A 21830-nucleotide genomic window follows, 5' to 3' on the forward strand; every position below is an offset into this window, starting at 1 on the left:
GATACACAGACTGGATAGATAAAGATGAAAGAACAGATTCTGACCAACGCCCGCCTGATCCTGCGTGACGAAGTGATCACCGGCACCCTGGTTGTTCGCGACGGCGAGATTGCCGAGATCAATCAGGAGATCAGCCAGCTGCCTCAGGCCGATAATCTGGATGGTGAATACCTGATGCCCGGCCTGGTGGAGCTGCACACCGACAACCAGGAAAAATACTTCACCCCGCGCCCGAAAGTAGACTGGCCGGCGCACATGGCGATGGCCACCCATGATGCCCAGCTGATCGCGGCGGGTATCACCACTTCTTTCGACTCGGTGGCGCTGGGCGATATCATCGGCGAGAGCACCCGCGTCGAGAAACTGGATGCGATGATCAAGGCGATCATCGAATCCGAGCGCGTCGGTCTCAACCGCGCCAACCATCTGCTGCACCTGCGCTGTGAAGTCAGCTATCCGGGCCTGATGGAGCTGTTCGAGCGTTACATCGGCGAAGATCTGGTCAAACTGATCTCGGTCATGGACCACGCGCCCGGCCAGCGTCAGTTCCCGCCGGAGAACATTCCCAAGTACCGCGAGTATTACATGATCAAGTACGGCCTCAGCGATGATCAGATGGATGATTTCATCAAGCTGCAGCAGGCCAACAGTGCACAGTATGCTGATCCTTTCCGCCGCCGCATCTGTGAGGTGTGCCATGACCGCGGCATCGCCATCGCCAGTCATGACGATGCCACACTGGCTCATGCGCAGGAGTCGGCTGATCTGGGCATGCAGGTGGCGGAGTTCCCGACCACGCTGGAAGCAGCCAAAGCCTCCCATGAGCTGGGCCTGAAGGTGTTGATGGGCGCACCCAATATCGTGCGCGGCGGTTCTCATTCCGGCAACATAGCCGCCAAGGATCTGGCCAGCGCCGGTGTGCTGGATATCCTCAGTTCCGACTATTATCCCTCGGCACTGGTGCAGGCGGCCTTTATGGTGGCTAACATGGAAGACAACGAATACGACCTGGCGCGTGCCATTGGGTTGGTGACTGCCAATCCGGCACAGGCGGCCAATCTGCATGATCGTGGTGAGCTGAAAGCAGGCCTGCGAGCCGACCTGGTTCAGGTGAACAGCCACTCGGTGATGCCATTGGTCGAGCGGGTCTGGTGTAAGGGCAAGCGGGTGTTCTGATGATCAGAGGCACACTTTTTTATCTGGTCGGAGCCTCGGGCTCCGGCAAGGATTCACTGCTGGAAGGCTGTCGTCGGCAATTACCGGCGCAGCTGCGCTGCTGTGTGGCACACCGCTATATCACCCGTGCAGCGGATGTGGGCGGTGAAAACCATATCCACCTGAGTGAAGCGGAGTTTCATCTGCGCGAGGAGCTGGGGCTTTTTGCCATGAACTGGTATTCACACGGCTATCATTACGCCATTGGCAATGAGATTGATACCTGGCTGGATTCCGGCGTGAATGTGTTGGTCAACGGCTCCCGTGAATACTTGCCCCATGCCATGACCATGTATGACGAGCTGGTGCCGGTGCTGGTCGATGTGAATCCGGACAAGCTGCGGCAGCGCTTGATCAAGCGAGGTCGGGAAACCGCAGAGGAGATCGAATGCCGTCTGGCACGCCATGCAGAGATGGTGGCGCACATGCCCGACTGCACCCTGCATGTCAGCAATGATTGCAAGCTGGAGGAGGGCGTGGCGGCACTGCTCGATGTGGTCAGGCAGAATAGCCTTCAATCGATTGATGTATCCATGGATGTGGTATGAAACTAACCTTTCTTGGCACCGGTGATGTACGCCAGGTACCGGTCTACGGTTGTCGCTGTGGCGCTTGTGATGCGGCGCGTGAAGATGATCGACTGCGCCGTCGTCCCTGCAGTGCTCTGCTGGAGTCGGATGACAAACGCGTATTGATCGATGGCGGGTTAACTGATCTGGCGGAGCGTTTTGCGCCGGGGGATCTCAATGCCATTCTGCTCACCCACTACCATGTCGATCATGTGCAGGGACTGTTTCATCTGCGCTGGGGGCTGAATGACAGTATTCCGGTATACGGCCCGGATGATCGGGATGGCTGTGCCGACCTGCTAAAGCACCCCGGTATTCTGGACTTTCGCGCACCGCTGGTGCCCTTTGTGGCGCTGATTATGGGCGATGTTCAGATCACGCCCTTACCACTGCGTCACTCCAAACCCACGTTTGGTTATCTGTTTGAACGCAATGGACGGCGTCTTGCCTATCTGACCGATACGGTGGGCCTGCCGCCTGAAACCGAGGCGTTTCTGAAGCAGTACGAAGATCTGGAAGTGGTGATCGACTGTAGCCAGCCCCCATGTGCGGAGCCTCCACGTAACCACAATGACCTGAGCCTGGTACTGGGAATTCATCAGCGACTGCAGCCCAGACGCACCTGGTTAACCCATCTGGGCCATGAGATGGACGTCTGGCGGCAGCAACACAGCTTGCCGGATGCAGTCTGTGTTGCGCGGGATAATCTTGAGCTGATGCTTTACTGAACGGAAGGGCGCTGGCTCATCTTGTCATGCCAGCGTTTGAGGTTGGGCAGGCTGTCATCGACTTCGAGCTCCAGGCGGCCAAGAAAACCGCACAGCACCCAGAGGGTAATGTCGACGATGCTGAAGCGGTCGCCGGCGACCCAATCGGTTTTACCCAGCTGCTTGTCGACCACCGGCAGGAACTGCGCCAGGCGCTCGCGCGATTCCTCACCCCAGGCTTTTACACAGTTTTCACGGTCACTGAAAAAGCCGGACAGGTTACGGAAGGCCTGAAACGCCGGCACTACGCCCTGCAGTTCAACAATGCGGTGCCACATTTCAACCTGTGCCTGCTCCAGCGGGGTCTCGCCAAACAACGCCTTGTCGTTGGGTGTGCTGGCATCAAAGTAACGGCAGATCGCCACACTTTCACAAATGTGAGTGCCATCATCCAGTTGCAGCACCGGAATCAGGCCGTTGGGGGCCTTGTCCATAAAGGCTTCACTGCGGTTTTCAGCGCCGCGAATATCCACGTCTTCACGTTCCACTTCGATGCCAAGTTCGTTGAGAAAAATGGCAACGCGTCGTGCGCTGGGAGTAGCGGAATTTTCCAGTAATTTCATGTTGGGCCTCATGCTTGTTGTTATGGAGTGAGAAAAGCCGACCTTCAGAGTATTACGACTGGCCCGACAAACGAAGTGACAACTTGTGCACCGTCGGTCCGAACAGGAAGGAGATCACGGCGGCAACGGGCCAGGCCAGGCTGAAAGCGCGCATCCACTGGGTCAGGTACAGCTCAGTAAAGCCCAGGTTAAGCCAGGTGACATACCCGGTCATCAGAAACGCCAGAACGAATGACATCAGTGCGGTAAACCAGAGGCGTTGCTTCATGGGCGTGTTCTCCTTGAGTGAATCGAATGTGCGTAAGTGTATATAATTGTCTAAACGTCAAATAGATATGTAATTCTCAATCTATAATTTCAAAAATGAAATCAAGCTACGATGATCTAGCCCTGTTCGTACAGATTGTACGGCTCCGCAGCCTGCAAGCAGCAGCGGACTACCTTGGGCTGCCTGCTGCCACCGTGACGCGCCGGCTGAAGCGCCTTGAGGCAAGTCTCGGTTTTCAGCTGGTTCGCCGTTCTGCCCGGCACTTCAGCCTGACCGGTGAAGGGGAGGTGTATTACGCCAGCTATGCGGCTCTGTTCGACGAGCTGGAACAGGTGTCGGCGCAGTTAAGCCGTGATGCTCAGGAGATGAGTGGGCCGCTGCGGGTGTCGGCTCCCACGAATCTGGCCACGGGTCTGTTAAGCCCCATGTGGACCGAGTTCATGAAAGCCCACCCGGAAGTCAGGCTGGAGCTAATGCTGAGCAACCGCACCGAAGACATGTTGCAGCAACGGATCGATATCGCCCTGCGTATCGGGCCGCAAACCAACTCTGGCCTGTATCAAAAGAAACTGGGCTGGGTGCGCACCCGCCTTGTGGCATCACCTGAGTATCTGGCCGAGGCAGGGGAGCCGGTGGAGCTGGAACAGTTGCAGCAGCATCGCCTGGCCGTGTTCAAACAGTTGGGGCGCTGGCGTCTTCAGCACCAGTCCAGTGGCCGACAAGTGACGCTCCATCCCTCGGCGACGTCCACCGTCGATGATCTGACGCTGGTAAAACAGTTTGTCTGTGATGGCCTTGGGATCTCGCTACTGCCTGCCAATGAGATACAGCAGCCGCTACAGGAAGGGCGGCTCAAAATTGTACTGCCGGAATGGTCAGGACCCGAGCGGGATATCTATGCGGTCTGGCCGGATGGGCGTTTGCTCAACGTGCGAGCACGCCGCTTGCGGGATTTCATGCAGGACTATATCGGCCGCCAGCCGGTGCTTCAGGGCCGTTGCTGAGCGCATTAGACCGGACATAAAAAAGCCGACCCCGAGGGGCCGGCTGGAAAACTCTGCAACCGTTCAGACTGAAGGGGGTAAAGCCTGAACGGCCCCAGCTAATCCCTTAGAACTTGACGCGCATACCTGCCAGGTAACCCATGTCAGAATCGTCTTCGTCAGTGTCTGCGATTTCAGCAAACAGGCTAACGTTTTTCTGAGTAGCGAACTTGTAGGTTACATTTGCGTACCATTCTGTTACGTCGTCACCGGATTCCGGATCAGTGTTCACAACGCCAACAGCGACTTTGGTGGTTTTGCCTGCTTTGAAAGCAGCTGCCAGGTTGTACTGGTCAGCGATATCGTCTGTGGTGCTCCAGTCAGCTGCGAATTCAGCGAAACCAGCGTCAAACTCAGCGCTCAGACCCCAGGTATCGATGTCATCAGCACCGATGCTCGGAGTAGCGTTCTGGTAAGCAGCGCCGATGTTCAGAGCAGCTACGTCGAAAGATGCGAATACGTCGAAGTACTCGCCGTTTTCGCTGGACTCACCTTCAGCATCCATTTCGTAGGAAGCGATGAAAGTAGCGCTGTCCATTTCAACGTCAACACGGATAGTGTCGTCGCCGGAAGTGCCCATAGCGTCGAAACGGTCTTCGTCGCTGGCCAGCTCGTAAGCTTTCTCAACACCGAACTCGTCAGATGCGAAGTTCTGCTTACCGAAAGATACGGAAGTGTTGCCGAAAGCCATACCAACGTAAGCTTCTTCCAGCTTGCTGCCGTCCTGCTTGTCTTCAGCAGCATCCTTGAAACCGAAATCGACACGACCGAAGGCTTTCATGTCGTTGCCCAGGTCGTAGCTGACGTAGTTTTTCAGCTCCAGATCGTCGAATTCGATCTCAGCGTTCTGGTCATTGCCAACGTCCTGACGCAGCTGAACCTGCAGGTCGCCGTTCAGCTTGTAAGTGAAACCATTGCCTTCATAGATAGTGGCAGCACTGGCAGAGCCAGCAGCTACAGATACTGCAACAGCCAGAAGAAGCTTTTTCATGAGCGAGACTCCGTTATTCAAAGGTCTATTCAGTGATTGATTATTTAAAGGCTGGTTTTAATCCAGCTCTTAAATTTATTACGAGTAGGTTCATCAGCCTGCTGATACCAGTACTGCAACATTTCCCCGATCATTTTCTGATCAGCATTAATTGCAGGTTCTGCTGATTTTTTAACCACAGGCTGTTCATTAAACTGATGACGTTCAACCTGTAATGCGGGCATGGCAGCTGCCACTCCGGACTGGTTAAATTTCATCAGCTCCGCGGTATAGTCGCGGGCCAGTTGAAAGCCTTCTTTTTTCAGAATGCCCGACTGGTAAGGAAGGGTGCGTCCTTGCGAATCAACCAGCATCCACTGCGGTGATTGGTTGAATTTCTTAAGATCATAGTGGTTGGTGATCTTAGGTGTCTGAAGCTTGATTTCGGTATCTTTTGCTTCAAAAAGAAGCACATAGGATTCGCTTGTTTCCAGGATTGAATCGTCGGAAGACTCTTCAATTTCAGCGGTATACTCAACAACGATCTGGTTTTTTCCGTTTTCCAGACGCAGGCTGCCGGTGCTGTCAAACAGGCTGCTACGTTCAACAGCCTTGCCATTTACAGCGAGAATATCGGTGCCCTGGTTCAGCTTGATGGTTACATCCCCAAACACCACTGAAGGGATAAAACAGGTCAGTAGCGCTATTTTTTTGGAGAATGATTGCATGTTTTTTGTACCGAAATTTTTCTGTGTTTTTTCAATTCCGGTGCATGTTATTTTTCAAATGTTACATGGAGGTTTAAGTTATATTAAGGTTTGGTATTCTTCCGGTAATATAAATTAAACACCTGTTTGTTAATCGGTTGTTTTATAACCAGACTGTCATAAATCGCCTCTAGAGTTTTGTCTTCACCTAAATACATCTGGAGGTATACCCGTATGGATTCTCGCCTGCTGCGCGCATCCTGCCTGGCCATGGCGGTCGCCGCTGCGACTTCGGCCCACGCCAACAGCTTTAACCGTATTCAAAGCTTCTCGACAGCAGACAACCTGCCTGCATCCAATATGGAGCAGGAAACCTCTGCCGAGATCATTACCGCTACTGCCAGTGGTAATACCCTGATCTACAGTGACAGCCCGCGTGAGGGTATCGGTTTTATCGATATCCGTGATGCCCAGCAGCCCAAGCCCGCAGGCTTTATGCCGCTCAAGGGTGAGCCGACCTCTGTCAGTGCGGTTGGCGAGAATGCAGTTGTCGGTGTGAATACCTCCGAGAGCTACACGGCGCCTTCAGGCTTCCTGGCGCTGGTCAATTCAACGCAGAAGAAAGTGGTGAGCCAATGTGACTTGGGCGGCCAGCCGGACTCGGTTGCTGTTTCCAAGCAGGGCGACATGGTTGCAGTCGCGATTGAAAACGAGCGCGATGAAGACCTGAACGACGGTGTCATTCCGCAGCTGCCTGCCGGTGATCTGGTGCTGGTGCCGCTGAAGCAGGGCCAGCTGGTCTGCTCCGGCCTCAAGCGTGTGGACCTGACCGGTCTGGCCGAGATTGCACCTTCCGACCCTGAACCGGAATTCGTCGATTTCAATCAGAAGGGTGAAGTTGTCGTCACGCTGCAGGAGAACAACCACCTGGTGATCGTCGATGCCAAAACCGGTAAGGTGAGCAATCACTTCTCCGCCGGCACAGTCGACCTCAAGCAGATTGATGTAAAGAAAGACGGTGCACTCAACTTCACCGGCGAGCTTAACAACGTGCTGCGCGAGCCGGACGCTGTTAAATGGCTGGATAACAACCGCTTTGTCATCGCCAATGAAGGTGACTACAACGGTGGTTCACGCGGCTTCAGCATCTTCCATAAAAACGGCAAGCTGCTGTTTGAATCCGGTGCCGCCTTTGAGCACGAAGTCGTACGTGCCGGCCATTACCCGGACAAGCGTTCCGGCAAGAAAGGTGCCGAGCCGGAAGGTCTGGAAGTAGGCCGTTTCGGTGACGACACCTATATCTTCGTCATGTCCGAGCGTGGCTCCGTAATCGGTGTTTACCGCGATACCGGTGCTGCTCCCGAGTTCATGCAGCTGCTGCCGTCCGGCATGGCACCGGAATCCGCTGTTGCCATTCCGGCGCGCAACCTGCTGGTCAGCGCCAACGAAAAAGACCTGATCGAAGATGGCGGTGTACGTGCCCACGTCATGCTGTTCAGCCTTACCAAGGACACACCGGCATACCCGCAGCTGGTATCCGGCAATGAAGCGGCCACTGGCGCACCCATTGGCTGGGGCGCGCTCTCGGGCCTGACCGCTGACCCGAGCAAGCCCAACGTGCTTTATGCTGTAAACGACAGCTTCTATAAGAACCAGCCCCGCATTTTCACCATCGACGCCAGCGCTCACCCGGCGCGCATTACGGCTGCCCTGAACATTACCCGTGATGGCCAGCCGGCCAAGAAGCTGGATCTGGAAGGTGTGGCAGCTGATGGCAAGGGCGGTTTCTGGCTGGCCTCTGAAGGTAACGCCAAGAAGGAAGTGCCGCACGCCATTTACCATGTAAATGCCGCCGGTGAAATCGACGAGACTCTGGCATTCCCGGATGAACTGCTGCAGCACCAGATTCGCTTTGGTGCCGAAGGCATTGCACTGGATGGCGACAATCTCTGGATTGTGATGCAGCGTCCCTGGAAAGACGATGGCGAACAGCAGGTGAAACTGCTTAAGCATAATCTGAAGACAGGGGAATGGACGGCTGCGCATTACCCGCTGGATGCAACTGAAAAAGGCTGGGTTGGGCTGTCCGAGATCGAAATCCACAATGGCAAAACCTACATTCTGGAGCGCGACAACCAGATCGGTGCCAATGCCGCCATCAAGCGGCTCTACTCAGTTGAACTGAATGGCCTGCAAACCGCAGAGCTGGGCTCTACACTGCCGCTGGTGCAGAAGACGCTGGTACGTGATTTGATTCCCGAACTGGAGTCTCTGAACGGCTATGTGACCGATAAAGTGGAAGGATTTGCCATAGATCAGAACGGAAATGGATTTTTTGTCACCGACAATGACGGAGTTGACGACAGTTCTGGCGAAACAATGTGGGTCAAAATGGGGCAAATTCGCTGAAAATGACCCCTTAACGTCGTAAAAGTACAAGGGAGGCACAGAAAGCCTCCCTTTTTTGTTGTCAAATGCGTGCGTTTAGAACGGCTGTTTGGGTTTGCAATTGGAATGTGTAGGTTTTTGAGACACTGGTTGAAAAATAGCCGGCTCACTAAAATCACATCGTCTAATTTTTGTTCAAAAAGTGAACACCTGAGGAGTTGAAAATGAAAGCTCGCAGACGTGAGTCAGTGGCTGAAATCAAACGCCGCCTTTTTCATTATAACTTGATCTCTCTGGCCGCAACCGCCGTGATCGCAGTCGCCATCTATGCATTGGCGACGGGCAATGGCGGCAACATCCATCCCTGGCTGAGCGATCAGTCAATAGCGATGGATCTGCTGATGGCGGCCGGCGTACTTGAACTGCTGGTGATGGCGCGTATCTCGCGACTCAAGCGGCTCAAGCACGGCGTTCTGAATCGACGTGTGGTGTCTCGCGCCCGCGCCTGATCTCTGCCTCTGGTGCCTGTGCTTTGGCAGGGCCAGACTTTCATCTTCCGGGCGGCTGTGACACCATTCTCCCCTTCTGCCGTCCGGAGATCTTTTCCCCATGATCGTACGCAACCGTCCCGGTGCGCTCGGTTTGATGCTGGCCTGGAAGGGCTCGGTATTCCCGCATATTCTGCCCCATATTCTGTTGTCCGGACTCTTCGCCATTGTGGTGACCTGGGTAACCCGTCATCACTACCTTGATGGCATCGTTGAATACACACTCTTGCCCTTTACCCTTATGGGCATTGCGCTGTCGATCCTGCTCAGCGTGCGCAACACCGCGACCTATGACCGCTGGTGGGAAGCGCGCAAACAGTGGGGCCAGATGGTGGTCGAAATGCGCAGCCTGGCCCGCACCAGTGGCATCTACCTGAATTCTGAGCGTCGCCGCAGTCTGTTAATGCTGGCACTGGCCCATACACACCTGCTACGCGGCCAGTTACGTGAAGAAGATGTGCGTGCGGACCTGCCGGAAGGCTTGAATCAGGTGCTGCCACAGGACGAACTGGACGCCATATTAAGCGCCCGTAACCCCGCTGCGCAGATGCTGCAGTATGCCGGTGACTTGGTTGCCGATGCGTACAAAGCAGGGGAGATCGATAGCGTTGCCGCTGCGGCGCTGGATAAGCACCTGAACAGTCTTGCCGGTGTCCAGGCCGCCTCCGAGCGTATTGCACAAACGCCTTTGCCCTTCGCCTATACACTGCTGGCGCATCGCACAGCCTACTTTTATTGCTACCTGCTGCCCTTTGGCCTGGTGGGAGCTGCTGGCTGGTTTACGCCTGTCTTTACCGGCATCGTTGCCTACACCTTCTTTGGTCTGGACCGCCTGTCTGAGCAGCTGGAGTTTCCCTTCGGACGCCATACCAATGACCTGCCGCTGGATGCGATCTGCCGCATTCATGAAATCAGCGTCGCCGAAGCCCTGGGGGACCCGGCACCAGAATTGCTGCAACCGGTGGAGTTTCAACTGCAATGAGCACAGATCTTTTCTGCCCGCTGTGCAGTTCGACTGCGCTCTATGCCATTGCCTGTAAAGCGAAGACCTACTATCGCTGCGAAGCCTGCAAAATGGTCCATCTGGAACCTTCACAGCGCTTGTCGGATGCGGATGAAAAGGCCGTATACGATGACCATGAAAACGCCATCGATGACCCGGGCTATCGCCGCTTTCTGTCTCGTGCGTTTGATGAGGTGCTGGCGCGTAAACCACCCCCGGCCAAAGGGCTGGATTTCGGCTGCGGACCCGGCCCGGCGCTGGTGGCCATGGCGCGAGAGGCCGGTTATGACATGGCGCAGTATGACAAGTACTTCCACCCCGACACCTCGGTGCTGACAGGGCCGTATGACTTCATTACCAGCACCGAGGTGGTGGAGCATCTGGCCGAGCCGCTTCCCGTACTGGACCAGCTCTGGTCATTGCTCGCCCCTGAAGGCGTGCTGGTACTGCAAACCAAACGGGTGCTGGACGATGAGCGCTTTCGCAGCTGGCACTACCGCAACGACCCGACCCACATCACCTTCTTTGCCGAAGAGAGCTTCAGCTGGCTGGGCGAGCGCTGGGGCAGTGTGCCCGAGTATCCGCATAAGGATGTTGTGTGTTTTCAGAAAAACGCCTGACTCCCTTTAACCTTGGCCTCGATACCATCGCTCTTGCCGTGCTGACGGTACCCCGCGTGAAAAAGATGCGATTTTTTGCCAAATTTGCTGCCGAATATTGTCATGGTGAGTAAACGTTAGCTACTTCACACTAAGGTTATTCCCTTATAAGCGCTGTCGTATACACGGCAGCCAAATGAATAACAAAGGTGTGAGTCATGGATTTCAAAAACGTACCTGCAATCGTAACCGGTGGTGCTTCTGGTCTGGGTGAGGGCGCTGCCCGTGCGCTGGCGGCAGCCGGTGCCAAGGTTGCCATCTTCGATCTGAATGAAGAGCGTGGCCGCGAGATCGCTGCTGAACTGGGCGGTATCTTTGTACGTTGTGACGTGTCCTCTGCCGAGAGTGCTGAAGCGGCATTTGCTACTGCACGTGAAGTGCATGGCGCCTGCGGTATCGCCGTGAACTGCGCCGGTATCGCTCCGGCGGGCAAGATCGTCGGCAAGGAAGGCCCCATGCCGCTGGAGAACTTTGACAAGGTTATCCAGGTCAACCTGGTAGGCAGCTTCAACATCCTGCGTCTGGCCGCTGCCGACATGGCAACTCGCGAACCGAACGCCGATGGCGAGCGTGGTGTGGTGATTTCTACTGCCTCCATTGCGGCCTACGAAGGTCAGATCGGTCAGGTCGCGTACAGCGCGTCCAAGGGCGGTGTGGTGTCCATGACGCTGCAGGCCGCACGTGAGCTGGCCCGTCAGGGCGTTCGTGTGAACACCATCGCACCGGGCCTGTTCCTGACGCCGATGATGTCCGGCTTCCCGCAGGAAGTGCAGGACAGCCTGGCCGCCACTCTGCCGTTCCCGCAGCGTCTGGGTCATCCGGACGAGTACGGCATGCTGGTTGAACAGATCGTGAAGAACCCGCTGCTCAACGGCGAGACTATCCGTCTGGACTGTGCCCTGCGCATGGCACCCAAGTAAGCCGACGGACGAGTAAGACGTACGAGTAAAAGAAGGTGAGCGAGATGAATGCAGCTGTAATCGACCAGGAAGAACTGGAACTCTTTCGTGAAATGGTGCTGCGCGCACTGGAGCGCGAAGTGGAACCGCACTACGAACAGTGGGAAAAGGACGAGATCACCCCGCGTGAACTCTGGCGCACCCTGGGCGAAGCCGGCCTGCTTTGCGTCGACGCCCCCGAAGCCCACGGCGGCTGCGGTGTGCCCTTTGAATACTCCGTGATGCTGGTCACCGAGATGGCGCGTCTGGGCTACGGTGCCCTGGCCACCAATGTGATGGTGCACTCCGATATCGTGGCGCCCTATGTCGCCCATCTCGGCAACGAAGAGCAGAAAGACCGCTGGCTGCCGGGCATGGTCTCCGGTGACGTGGTCGGCGCCATCGCCATGACTGAGCCGGGTGCCGGAAGTGACCTGGCGGCGCTACGCACCACCGCCGTACTGGATGGCGACGAGTACGTGATCAACGGCTCCAAGACCTTCATCACCAACGGCCAGCACGCCGACATGGTGATCGTTGCCGCCAAGACCGATCCGGCGGCCGGTGCCAAGGGCGTCAGCCTGTTCCTGGTCGACACCACACTGCCGGGTTACAGCAAGGGCCGTAATCTGGAGAAGATTGGCCAGCACTCCGGCGATACCTCCGAACTCTTCTTCGAGAACCTGCGCGTACCCAAGTCGGCGCTGCTGGGCGAAGAGGGCAAGGGCTTCGTGTACCTGATGAAGGAACTGCCCCGTGAACGTCTGGTGATTGGCGCCATTGGTGTCGGCGCGGCCCGCGGCTCGCTGGATATGACCATCCAGTATGCCGACGAACGTACCCTGTTCGGTCAGAAGCTTAAGGAGTTGCAGAACACCCGTTTCCGCATCGCCGAGATGGAAACCGACTACCGCATCAACAAGGCCTTTATCGACCAGTGCATCGCCGAGTACTCACGTGGCGAGCTGGATGCGGCCACCGCCTCCATGGCCAAGTACACCGCCACCGAGATGCAGTGCCGCGTGGCTGATGGCTGCCTGCAGCTGTTTGGCGGCTACGGCTACACCACTGAATACCCGATCTCCCGCGCCTTTATCGACGCCCGTGTACAGCGCATCTACGGCGGCACCTCTGAGGTAATGAAAGAAGTGATCGCGCGTTCAGTACTGGGACGCTAACCGGGCGACGCTAATCAGTCGGATTGAAACGAATAACGCTTTACAAGAAAAAGACTTAACAGGAGCAACAGGATGTCAGACAACAGCATTGTGATTCTGGGCGCGGCCCGTACTCCCATGGGCGGCATGATGGGCTCCCTGAGCGACGTGCGCTCACCGGACCTGGGTGCCGTGGCGATTGAAGCGGCCATCGAGCGTGCCGGCCTGCAGCCGAACGATATCGACGAAGTGATCATGGGCTGCGTACTGCCCGGCGCACTGGGCCAGGCTCCGGCGCGTCAGGCCTCTCGCAAGGCTGGCATCCCCGATGCAGCTGGCGCGACCACCATCAACAAGATGTGCGGTTCCGGCATGAAAGCCGTGATGCAGGCGCACGACCAGATCAAGGCCGGCAGCGCAGACATCATGATCGCCGGCGGCATGGAAAACATGAGCCAGGCACCTTACATGCTGCCCAAGGCTCGTGCCGGCATGCGCATGGGCCACGGTCAGGTGATCGACTCCATGTTCTTCGACGGCCTGGAAGACGCCTACGAAGGCGGCCTGATGGGTGTATTCGCCCAGCGTTCCGCTGATGACTTCAACATCACCCGTGAAGCCATGGACAATTTCGCCATCGGCTCCCTGAACAAATCCCTGGCCGCTATCGAAAACGGCTGGTTCAAGGACGAGATTGCACCGGTCACCATCAAGGGCCGCAAGGGCGACACCGTTGTAGATACCGACGAACAGCCGGGCAACGCCCGTCCAGACAAGATCCCGCAGCTGAAGCCGGCGTTCAAGAAAGACGGCACCGTAACCGCCGCCAACTCCAGCTCCATCAGCGATGGTGGTTCTGCACTGGTACTGGCCACCCAAGCCGAAGCCGACAAGCGCGGTGTTAAACCGGTTGCCCGCATCGTGGCGCACTCCACCCATGCCCAGCTGCCGGCTGAATTCACCATCGCCCCGATTGGCGCCATCCAGAAGGTGCTGGACAAGGCAGGCTGGAGCAAGGACGACGTGGATCTGTACGAGATCAACGAAGCCTTCGCTGTGGTCTCCCTGCTGGCGATCAACGAACTGGGCCTGGATGCCGACAAGGTCAACGTCTACGGCGGCGCCTGCGCCCTGGGACACCCGATCGGCTCCTCCGGCTCACGCATTCTCGTCACGCTGCTCAATGCCCTGAAGCAGCGCGGCCTGAAGAAAGGGGTTGCATCCCTCTGTATCGGTGGTGGTGAAGCGACAGCCGTCGCAGTCGAACTGCTCTGATACGCCTTAACTTGCACATCTCTGCCTTTGAGGCCACCGATTGGTGGCCTTTTTTTCGTGTAGAGAGCGAGGAATGCCTGATCAGTAACACTGAAAGCGCACTGTAATAGTGCAGTATTAGTCTTTTTGGGCGTTGCTCTTTAGGTACAGCTTCGCTAAGTTTGAAGTACACCAGCAGGAAGTCGGTGTCCGCAATGACAGGGAAAAGGGGATGGGTCGATGGCAGGGATGGTTAGTAGTAGTTCTGTTGTTTCTCTTCTTTTTCATCAAGCCGTTTTGGTTTTGTTCTTTGTCATACGTTGTATTGGGCGATACCCGCTGAGTCGGGAGCGTTGGCGTGAATATCCCTTTTTTCTTTGATATTTCATATAAATTATAGGTTATGACTTTTTAGAAGGGTTTAAAGGTGTTCCCGATAATAAGTACTATGATATCAAAGGCCTTGTTAATAGAATTTTACATCTCAGAGGAAGGCTAATATTAATTTTGGTTGATTTTCAAATATTTAAAAATTATTAAGCTGTTTCAAATTTATCCGCAAGTTAATAAATTTTGGTACTTAATATGAGTATTGATGAGCTATGTATCAGCAAGAATGCACAATATTATAAACTTAAAAAAACTTGTCGGCTGTATCTGTTAGAAGGGCTTTTCGAAATATATCAGAAGATAAGATAGGGAATTACCTTTTTAATGTGATTAGAAAAAAATATACAACTATAAAAGGTAATGATTCAATTTACTCTTTAGTGGCATATAAAGTACAAGCCGAGCCATCATTCTTGTCTGGGAGTAACATTACCGAGGATAAATATGCTTATTTACTTTTATTAGAGTGTGATAATGCTTTAGTAATTTTAAAGAAATACGTGGATTCTCCAGAGAAGTTGTTTGAAAAATTTATTGAAGAATACGATTACGATAAATTTTACCATTTTTATGGTAGTCAACACCCAGAGTATGAACGCGTAGCAATGAAAAATATGAGCATATCCAATGCTGTTATACGATCTCGATCTCTTGAAGCAAAAAGCTTAAACGGCATTATTCCTTCAGCATCTTCAAGTCGTTCAATACCCACCAACTTCAGGATGAAATTAGGCTCAGAAGTATATACTCTCACGCCAAGCACCTCGCGAGTTAGTCATAGAGATAAGAAATCTTCTTTAGAAGAGCTAATCGATTGGGCATTCGAAACCAAAAATGAACTTAATATGACTACCAATAAAAGTGAGTTTTTAAATAATTTTGCGTCTCCTGTTTGCTTAGAAGATATTATCAAGTCAGGTAACAAAGTTGTAGGTTTGTTCATTGATGTTAGTGATATTGAAGAAAAAGTCATCAGCGGTTCTGCAGTCTTGAAAAACTCTGATGGTGTCCCTCTAAAAACCGAGGATATGAAAAATATATTCGACAAGTTGAGGGCTCCTATTAGAATTAAAAATAATGTGGCAGATTATCGTTGGGTTAAAGTTCCTCTGAATATTTCTTGTGCTAAAACAGTGATTACTGTGAAGAGTCCTTTGTTGAGCACTATCTTTGTTGAAGATAACGGCTCCGAGTACACGTTGTCTAGCTATTTGAATAAGGAGAAAACGTTTTCAGCAGTATTTGATACCCCAACTTACTCTTACTATTCACGTTCATGTTTTGAAGACGGAAGTCTATTGGAAAATATCGACTATATGCTCAATGTTTTCGATGATAGCTTTAGCTTTGATAATGTAGTTAGCGAGAAAGAGAAACCGCATGCAAGCACTATTACACGTTTTCCTGCCTCATCATTGTTCAGGGCTGTAGAAGATGGATACTGCCAACATTACGATATTACTATTTGTGATGATATGAACGATGAGTGGGCAGATCATATTGCAATTAAAAACAGCGGGGGGGTATCAGAAATTTCTTTTATTCACTCTAAGTTTGTTAAAAAAGACACTTATGGAGCAAGTGCATTTCACGAAGTTGTGGCCCAGGCATTAAAGAATATTGGTCGTACTCAAGCTGATAAAAAGCTTTTTAAAGCTAAGTATGAAAATGAATGGGATCGGTGCTATGAATCTACTCAAATTCCAAGGGTAACAGGTGCAAATAATTGGGCTGACCTAGCAAGCGCGCTGGATAATTTGAATCGAAATCCTAATGCAATAAAGAAAGTTGTTCTCGCTACTCCTTTTTTAAAGAAGAGTAAACTGATAACTGAACTTAGAAAGGTTGGAGATCCTAATTATGCTTGTAAGGCACACTACGTACAGTTGATCTGGTTAATAAATACATTTGTAAGCTCTTGTAGAGAGTATGGCGTTCAAGCCCACATACTATGCAAACCATAATGTGACACAGAAAAATGTTTAGGGGTTATGTCCAGCGCATGGAATTTTCAATTCAGGTTAGGAGCTTCGTGATTAAGGTGACATGCTTTAAGTAGTTAGGTGGTGGATTGCTTAAATATTTATGCGACGTTGAATGCTATGTTTTGTTCTATCTTTATTGAAGGAATAAACGATGTCCAAGGATGAAATGATGAAACATCCTTATCCTCTTTTAAAAATAAGAGTATCTGATTTTCAAGCTTCCCCATGCTTGGTGGCCATGTGTGCGGGATATGAAAATGGAGAGTGGCGAGAGGATCAGTTAATAGAACACGCAATGGAATGGCTACCAGAATTCTCTCTTAAATACAGCGAATGGAGTTCTCTTGGTGCTTCTAACGCTGTGAGGCTATTAAGAAAGGCCGCAAAAGCTTTATACAATACAGAAAAATTTAAAAGTCGTGGAGAGTTTGGTGAGCTTTTTCTTCACATGATTCTTAGGCAGGTATTCGGAACTATCCCTGCGATTTGTAAGATGCACTACAAAGATTCAAGAAATGACACTGTTAAAGGCTTTGATTGCGTACATGTTGTTTCCAATGAAGATCAGTTAGAACTTTGGATTGGGGAAGTAAAGTTCTACAAGGAGATTACATCTGCTATAAGAGATGTTGTCAAAGAGCTTTATGAACATACAGAACGGGATTATTTACGTGATGAATTTGTAGCTATTACTAATAAAATCGACGAACATTGGCCTCATTCAGAAAGACTGAAAATGTTGCTTGATGAGAATACATCACTAGATGAAATTTTCGATTCCGTTTCAGTTCCAGTTTTGCTTACCTATGATAGTGATACAATTAAAAGTCATGTTAAAGTAACGGAAGATTTCAAGGCTGAATTTGAATTTGAGGTCAGAGAAAACTGGGGTAAATTTAAAGGTAAAGAATTACCCGAGTGCATAAATGTAAGCTTAATTTTACTACCTCTTAGATCAAAAGAAGATATTCAGAAAAAATTGCATGAGGAGCTTCAAATATGGAATTAGCCCTCCTGAAAGAGAAGTTAAGAAATACAGATGTTATTGAGCGAGAATCGTTCTCAATAGCTAAATCGATAGCTTCTATCTATAATAATTCGGATTCACAATCCTTTTCTAAGGTTCAAGAGTTAGTACTAAGAGCGATGGATAAATACGAGTACTTTGGCGACTCGAAGATTATTATCGATTCTTTGATACGAGAACTTGGTCTTTTTCCATATTTAAAAAAGGAAAGTCTTAATCTACGTGATCTTTTGGCTGTTGAGGCGCACAAGGCTTCCATTGGTAAAGAAGAAATCTATTTCCATGGTCCACAGGCTGAAGTTTATTATAAACTAGTGAGTGGGCAGAGTGTTGTCCTTAGCGCTCCTACTAGCTTTGGAAAAAGTTTGATAGTAGATGCATTGATAGCCAGTAAAAAGTTCAGAAATATTGTTATAGTTGTTCCTACTATATCACTTATTGATGAAACGCGTCGTAGATTATCAAAATTTAGTCCAGAATATAAAGTCATAACACATTCGCTTCAATCGATAGAAGATAAAAATATATTTGTTCTAACTCAAGAGCGTGTTTTAGAAGAAGATTTTATAGGTGAAGTTGATTTTTTTGTAATTGATGAGTTTTACAAGCTTAGTCCTTGGGCCGACGGTGGAAATAGGTGCTCATTACTAAATGAGGCATTTTATCGACTTTATAAAAAGTGTAATCATTTTTATATGCTTGGTCCCAATATTCAAGGCGTTGCTGGTGATTTCATTGAGAATGTAAAATTTGAATTTATCAAGTTTAGCTTTAGCACGGTAGTTACTGAATTTCATGACCTTACATCAACTGATAAAGACAATGTATTAGTTGATCTGTGCGATTCTATTAGTGGCCAAACAATAGTTTTTTGCAGTTCTCCTGCAAGGGCAAACTCTGCAGCGGAGTTAATAGCAAGTAATATTGGTTTTGAAAGTCAGGAAGAAGCGCTAAAACTTGCGGATTGGCTAGCAGAAAATTATCATCAGGAATGGATATTAGCGAATGCTCTAAGATGTGGTGTTGGAATACATCACGCCAGAATTCCTCGGAGTGTGTCTCAATATATAGTTGATCTATTTAACGCTGGTAAGATCAAATACTTGGTATGCACATCTACCTTAATCGAAGGTGTTAATACGGCTACAAAAAATATCGTGTGCTACGACAATAAGATTAATCGTACCAATATTAATTACTTTACATTTAATAATATTGCCGGCCGAAGTGGAAGAATGTTCAAACATTTTATCGGTAATGTCTATTTGCTTGCTCCCCCACCAACTGAACAGTTACCATATGTGGATATACCCGTTTATAGTCAAGGGCCTGATACGCCAGAGTCATTGCTTGTCAACATGGATGAAACGGATCTAACTCCACAATCAAGAGATAGAATAAGGTCAATCACAGATCAAAATGATCTGGCCTTAGATACCATTAGAAGCAACAAAACTGTTGAGCCAATTAAACAACTCGATTTTGCAAAGTTATTAAACAAAAACTATGATTCTTGGATTTCTCAATTATTATGGAAAGGTTACCCTAGTTATGATCAATTAAAGTTTATCTGTAGCTTGATTTGGAATTGTTTTGATGGTTCAAAAATAGGCAATAGAAGTGTTTTTTCTTCCTCTCAGCTGGCTTTCAAAATTAGCGAACTATCAGCTCAGAAGCCCATATCTTTACTAATTTATGAGGCGCTTGCTTACAGACCTGATGAAAGAGTCGATGTCATTGTTAGTAGGATATTGGATTTCAGAAGACTTTGGGCTAATTTTCATTTCCCCCGATTACTACGAACAATAGAATCTATTGTGAATAGTATCCAGAAAGTAAGGGGGAGTAACGTATTCTGCGATTACAGCGCCTATTCTATTTTGGTTGAAAATTATTTCTATGATTCGTCGCTAGTTGCCTTGGAAGAATACGGTCTTCCATTAGAGGTGTCTTCAAAGCTTGAGAAAAGACTATCCTTTGAAGGTGACTTAGATAAAGCTTTAACGGCATTAAAAGACATTAATGACTTGGAAGGATTGACCGATGTCGATCAGCGTTTTATAGCTAGGGTGCAGATTGGAATTTAAAAGTTATTTCTATTAATAAAACCTAATCGCCAGTCTATACTGTGACCTTTCGCTTGCAGGTACGGCCTAATTTGGGCATGAATATTTTACCAAATTCAATCTCTCGCCATCGAGCCGGTATGACCTCTCACAGGGAAGTCATAACACGGGCGAAATGCACAGTACCCAGCCCGCACGGATCACAGTAAAATCGCACCTTAAAGATAATTATCGGAGAAATCAGCCCATGGGCAGAGCGTATCAGAACCGCAAAGAGTCAATGGCCAAAACCTCAGACATGAAGGCCAAGCTCTACAGCCGTTACGGGCGCGAAATCTATGTTACAGCCAAGTCGGGCGGGGTTGACCCCGGTGGCAACCTGGCGCTGCGCGGCCTGATCGATCGTGCGAAAAAGGATCAGGTGCCTGGTCACGTGATCGATAAGGCACTCGATAAGGCCAAGGGTGGTGGCGGCGAAGACTACTCTCCGGCGCGTTACGAAGGTTACGGCCCCGGCGGCAGCATGGCGATCATCGAGTGTCTGACCGATAACCCCAACCGCACTTTCGGGGATGTGCGTCAGGCGTTCACCAAGACCAAGTGCAAGATCGGTACTCAGGGCAGCGTAAGCCACATGTTTGATCACTGCGCGATCTTCGTCTTTGCCGGCGATGATGAAGAAGCCGTGCTGGAAGCGCTGATGGAAGCGGATGTGGACGTCACCGATATCGAACTTGAAGACGGCAAAATTACTGTCTTCGCGCCCAACACCGAATACTTCAAGGCCAAGACTGCGCTGCTCGAACGCTTCGGCGAAATCGATTTCGACGTGGATGAGATCCAGTTCATCCCGCAGAGCTTTACCACTGTCAGTGGCGATGATGTAGCGCTGTTCGAGAAGTTTCTGACGATGCTGAACGATCTGGACGATGTGCAGCAGGTATACCACAACGTCGAGTCCTGAATGGGCTGACTGTACTCAGAACACCGCCCCGCAATCCAGGGTGTAAGGGGAGGTGCCATGGCACCTCCTTTTTTGTTTGTGCCTCTGCCCACAGGGAGTGGGCGTACTCTTTTTTGACCCATGTTGATGTTTCAGCGATTACTGAACGAAGTCTTCTGTGTATTTGTTATCGTCTATCGAAGGTAAATGGTTTTTACCTGCTAAAAGCAACGCTAAAGGATGTAGGTGTTAGCTTGAATAATAAATAAAAAGGATTTTTATGTACTTGATCACAAACAGGAAACTATCAACGCGCAAGCAAGGGCTCGACATATTTGGTAAAACACCCAATATAAAAGGGCCGAAAGAGCTAAGGCTGGTTAAGGTCGAAAGGGTAAACGATCAATGGACTACCACTCCGGTTGATGACCTGCTCCCCAAGAAAGATGTTAAAAGGCTCAAGAATCAGTACCAGCTTGATATTGATGTGAATGAAAGATGGTATGGCAGCCTGGACGTCGCCTGTGAAATATATACCCGTGCCAAAAACGAAAACAAGTCGATATTGTTTTTTGTACACGGTTACAACAACGATGTTACAGATGTAATTAATGCCGCCCTGGAAATTGAAAAGCTCTACAACGTAATAGTGGTGCCTTTCACCTGGCCTGCCAACGGCGGCGGCGCTGTATCAGGCACGGCAGCCTATCTGAGCGACAAATCCGATGCCCGAGTCTCCTCATCTGCACTGGACCGCGCCATTGAGAAAGTGCACGGCTTTCACCAGATATTCAGCAGCGCCTCACAAGCCAGCAATCGGGACAAGGCGTATCAGAAGCATAAGGATAACCCTGAGGCAGCAGCGGCGCTTTTCACGCGGCTTACAGAGTCAGAATGTCAGGTGAAAATCAGCCTGCTGTGTCACAGCATGGGGAACTATGTTTTCAAGCATGTGTTCTCGACGACTGATCGGTTCAGCTCCAATCTGGTCTTCGACAATATCTGCTTGGTTGCCGCTGATACCAATAACCATGATCACGCGCGTTGGGTCGAACAGTTGGATGTCAGAAAGCGTGTGTATGTCGTGATCAATGAAGACGACTCTGCCTTGAAGGTGTCCCGCATCAAACCTGGACGCGAGCAAAAAGCGCGGCTAGGGCATTATCTGAAAAACCTGAGTGCAGATAATGCCAGTTATGTAGACCTTACCTCGTCGGAAGGGCTGGGCTCAGAGCATACCTACTTTAAAGGCGACACGGTAAAAGCGAATGCCGATATCCAGAAGTTCTTTAACGAGATTTTCAATGGCAGGGCGGCTGACGATTGTCTGTCGTATCGCCCGGATATCAGGGCGTATAGGTTGAGTTAAA

At 50.7% G+C, this 21830-nt stretch carries 20 protein-coding genes; 16 read left to right on the top strand and 4 right to left on the bottom strand.

Annotation, left to right across the window (positions count from 1 at the left end; genetic code table 11):
- Positions 1 to 24: 24 nt before the first annotated feature.
- Genes O3C79_RS08505 through phnP form a run of 3 tightly spaced genes read left to right on the top strand, consistent with a single transcriptional unit; the run spans position 25 to position 2512 of the window.
- Complete coding sequence (locus tag O3C79_RS08505) at positions 25 to 1176, top strand: alpha-D-ribose 1-methylphosphonate 5-triphosphate diphosphatase (RefSeq protein WP_494385584.1); 1152 nt, start codon at positions 25 to 27, stop codon at positions 1174 to 1176.
- The gene (gene phnN / locus O3C79_RS08510; protein WP_494385585.1) at positions 1176 to 1763 is read left to right on the top strand and encodes a phosphonate metabolism protein/1,5-bisphosphokinase (PRPP-forming) PhnN; all 588 of its coding nucleotides are present in this window, start codon (positions 1176 to 1178) and stop codon (positions 1761 to 1763) included. The genes O3C79_RS08505 and phnN overlap by 1 nt, the downstream gene beginning before the upstream one ends.
- The gene (gene phnP, locus O3C79_RS08515; RefSeq protein ID WP_494385586.1) at positions 1760 to 2512 is read left to right on the top strand and encodes a phosphonate metabolism protein PhnP; all 753 of its coding nucleotides are present in this window, start codon (positions 1760 to 1762) and stop codon (positions 2510 to 2512) included. The genes phnN and phnP overlap by 4 nt, the downstream gene beginning before the upstream one ends.
- Here phnP and O3C79_RS08520 read toward each other — a convergent pair.
- Complete coding sequence (locus O3C79_RS08520; RefSeq protein WP_494385587.1) at positions 2506 to 3114, bottom strand: glutathione S-transferase family protein; 609 nt, start codon at positions 3112 to 3114, stop codon at positions 2506 to 2508. The two genes, phnP and O3C79_RS08520, sit on opposite strands and share 7 nt — an antisense overlap.
- A gap of 52 nt (positions 3115 to 3166) precedes the next feature.
- Positions 3167 to 3382 (bottom strand): DUF2798 domain-containing protein, encoded by a 216-nt coding sequence (locus O3C79_RS08525; protein ID WP_494385588.1) that lies wholly within the window; start codon positions 3380 to 3382, stop codon positions 3167 to 3169.
- Between the two features lie 95 nt (positions 3383 to 3477).
- On the opposite strand from O3C79_RS08525, the gene O3C79_RS08530 reads away from it, so the two are divergent.
- Complete coding sequence (locus O3C79_RS08530; RefSeq protein ID WP_494385589.1) at positions 3478 to 4386, top strand: LysR family transcriptional regulator; 909 nt, start codon at positions 3478 to 3480, stop codon at positions 4384 to 4386.
- A 106-nt stretch (positions 4387 to 4492) separates the two neighbouring features.
- Here O3C79_RS08530 and O3C79_RS08535 read toward each other — a convergent pair whose 3' ends face one another.
- Complete coding sequence (locus O3C79_RS08535; protein ID WP_494385590.1) at positions 4493 to 5416, bottom strand: porin; 924 nt, start codon at positions 5414 to 5416, stop codon at positions 4493 to 4495.
- A 44-nt stretch (positions 5417 to 5460) separates the two neighbouring features.
- A complete protein-coding gene (locus tag O3C79_RS08540) occupies positions 5461 to 6123 on the bottom strand; it encodes a YccT family protein (RefSeq protein ID WP_494385591.1) in 663 nt (220 codons plus the stop codon).
- 213 nt (positions 6124 to 6336) lie between these two features.
- Between O3C79_RS08540 and O3C79_RS08545 the strand changes: the two genes are divergently transcribed.
- From O3C79_RS08545 to O3C79_RS08600, 12 genes are all read left to right on the top strand, one after another.
- Complete coding sequence (locus O3C79_RS08545; protein ID WP_494385592.1) at positions 6337 to 8511, top strand: esterase-like activity of phytase family protein; 2175 nt, start codon at positions 6337 to 6339, stop codon at positions 8509 to 8511.
- Positions 8512 to 8714: 203 nt separating this feature from the next.
- Positions 8715 to 8999, top strand: coding sequence for a hypothetical protein (locus tag O3C79_RS08550; RefSeq protein ID WP_494385593.1), 285 nt, complete (start codon positions 8715 to 8717; stop codon positions 8997 to 8999).
- Positions 9000 to 9099: 100 nt separating this feature from the next.
- Positions 9100 to 10020 carry a bestrophin family protein gene (locus tag O3C79_RS08555; RefSeq protein WP_494385594.1) on the top strand — a complete coding sequence of 307 codons (921 nt, stop codon included), beginning with the start codon at positions 9100 to 9102 and terminating at the stop codon, positions 10018 to 10020.
- Complete coding sequence (locus O3C79_RS08560) at positions 10017 to 10661, top strand: class I SAM-dependent methyltransferase (RefSeq protein WP_494385595.1); 645 nt, start codon at positions 10017 to 10019, stop codon at positions 10659 to 10661. The genes O3C79_RS08555 and O3C79_RS08560 overlap by 4 nt, the downstream gene beginning before the upstream one ends.
- 197 nt (positions 10662 to 10858) lie before the next feature.
- Positions 10859 to 11620: an SDR family NAD(P)-dependent oxidoreductase gene (locus tag O3C79_RS08565; protein WP_494385596.1), complete on the top strand. Its 762-nt coding sequence runs from the start codon at positions 10859 to 10861 to the stop codon at positions 11618 to 11620.
- Between the two features lie 44 nt (positions 11621 to 11664).
- Entirely contained in the window at positions 11665 to 12816 is a 1152-nt protein-coding gene (locus O3C79_RS08570; protein ID WP_494385597.1) for an acyl-CoA dehydrogenase family protein, read from the top strand.
- A gap of 72 nt (positions 12817 to 12888) precedes the next feature.
- Positions 12889 to 14070, top strand: coding sequence for a thiolase family protein (locus tag O3C79_RS08575; protein WP_010323947.1), 1182 nt, complete (start codon positions 12889 to 12891; stop codon positions 14068 to 14070).
- 695 nt (positions 14071 to 14765) lie between these two features.
- Positions 14766 to 16403, top strand: a complete 1638-nt coding sequence (locus tag O3C79_RS08580) for a hypothetical protein (RefSeq protein WP_494385598.1) — start codon at positions 14766 to 14768, stop codon at positions 16401 to 16403.
- A gap of 172 nt (positions 16404 to 16575) precedes the next feature.
- Positions 16576 to 17433 carry a HamA C-terminal domain-containing protein gene (locus O3C79_RS08585; RefSeq protein WP_494385599.1) on the top strand — a complete coding sequence of 286 codons (858 nt, stop codon included), beginning with the start codon at positions 16576 to 16578 and terminating at the stop codon, positions 17431 to 17433.
- On the top strand, positions 17424 to 19538 hold the full coding sequence (locus O3C79_RS08590) for a DEAD/DEAH box helicase (protein ID WP_494385600.1): 2115 nt from the start codon (positions 17424 to 17426) through the stop codon (positions 19536 to 19538). Before O3C79_RS08585 ends, O3C79_RS08590 begins: the two co-directional genes overlap by 10 nt.
- A gap of 226 nt (positions 19539 to 19764) precedes the next feature.
- Positions 19765 to 20481, top strand: a complete 717-nt coding sequence (locus O3C79_RS08595) for a YebC/PmpR family DNA-binding transcriptional regulator (protein ID WP_494385601.1) — start codon at positions 19765 to 19767, stop codon at positions 20479 to 20481.
- A 259-nt stretch (positions 20482 to 20740) separates the two neighbouring features.
- Positions 20741 to 21829 (top strand): alpha/beta hydrolase, encoded by a 1089-nt coding sequence (locus tag O3C79_RS08600; RefSeq protein WP_494385602.1) that lies wholly within the window; start codon positions 20741 to 20743, stop codon positions 21827 to 21829.
- Position 21830: the final 1 nt, after the last annotated feature.

The organism is Marinobacterium sp. NO-S09 (genome assembly GCF_059179545.1).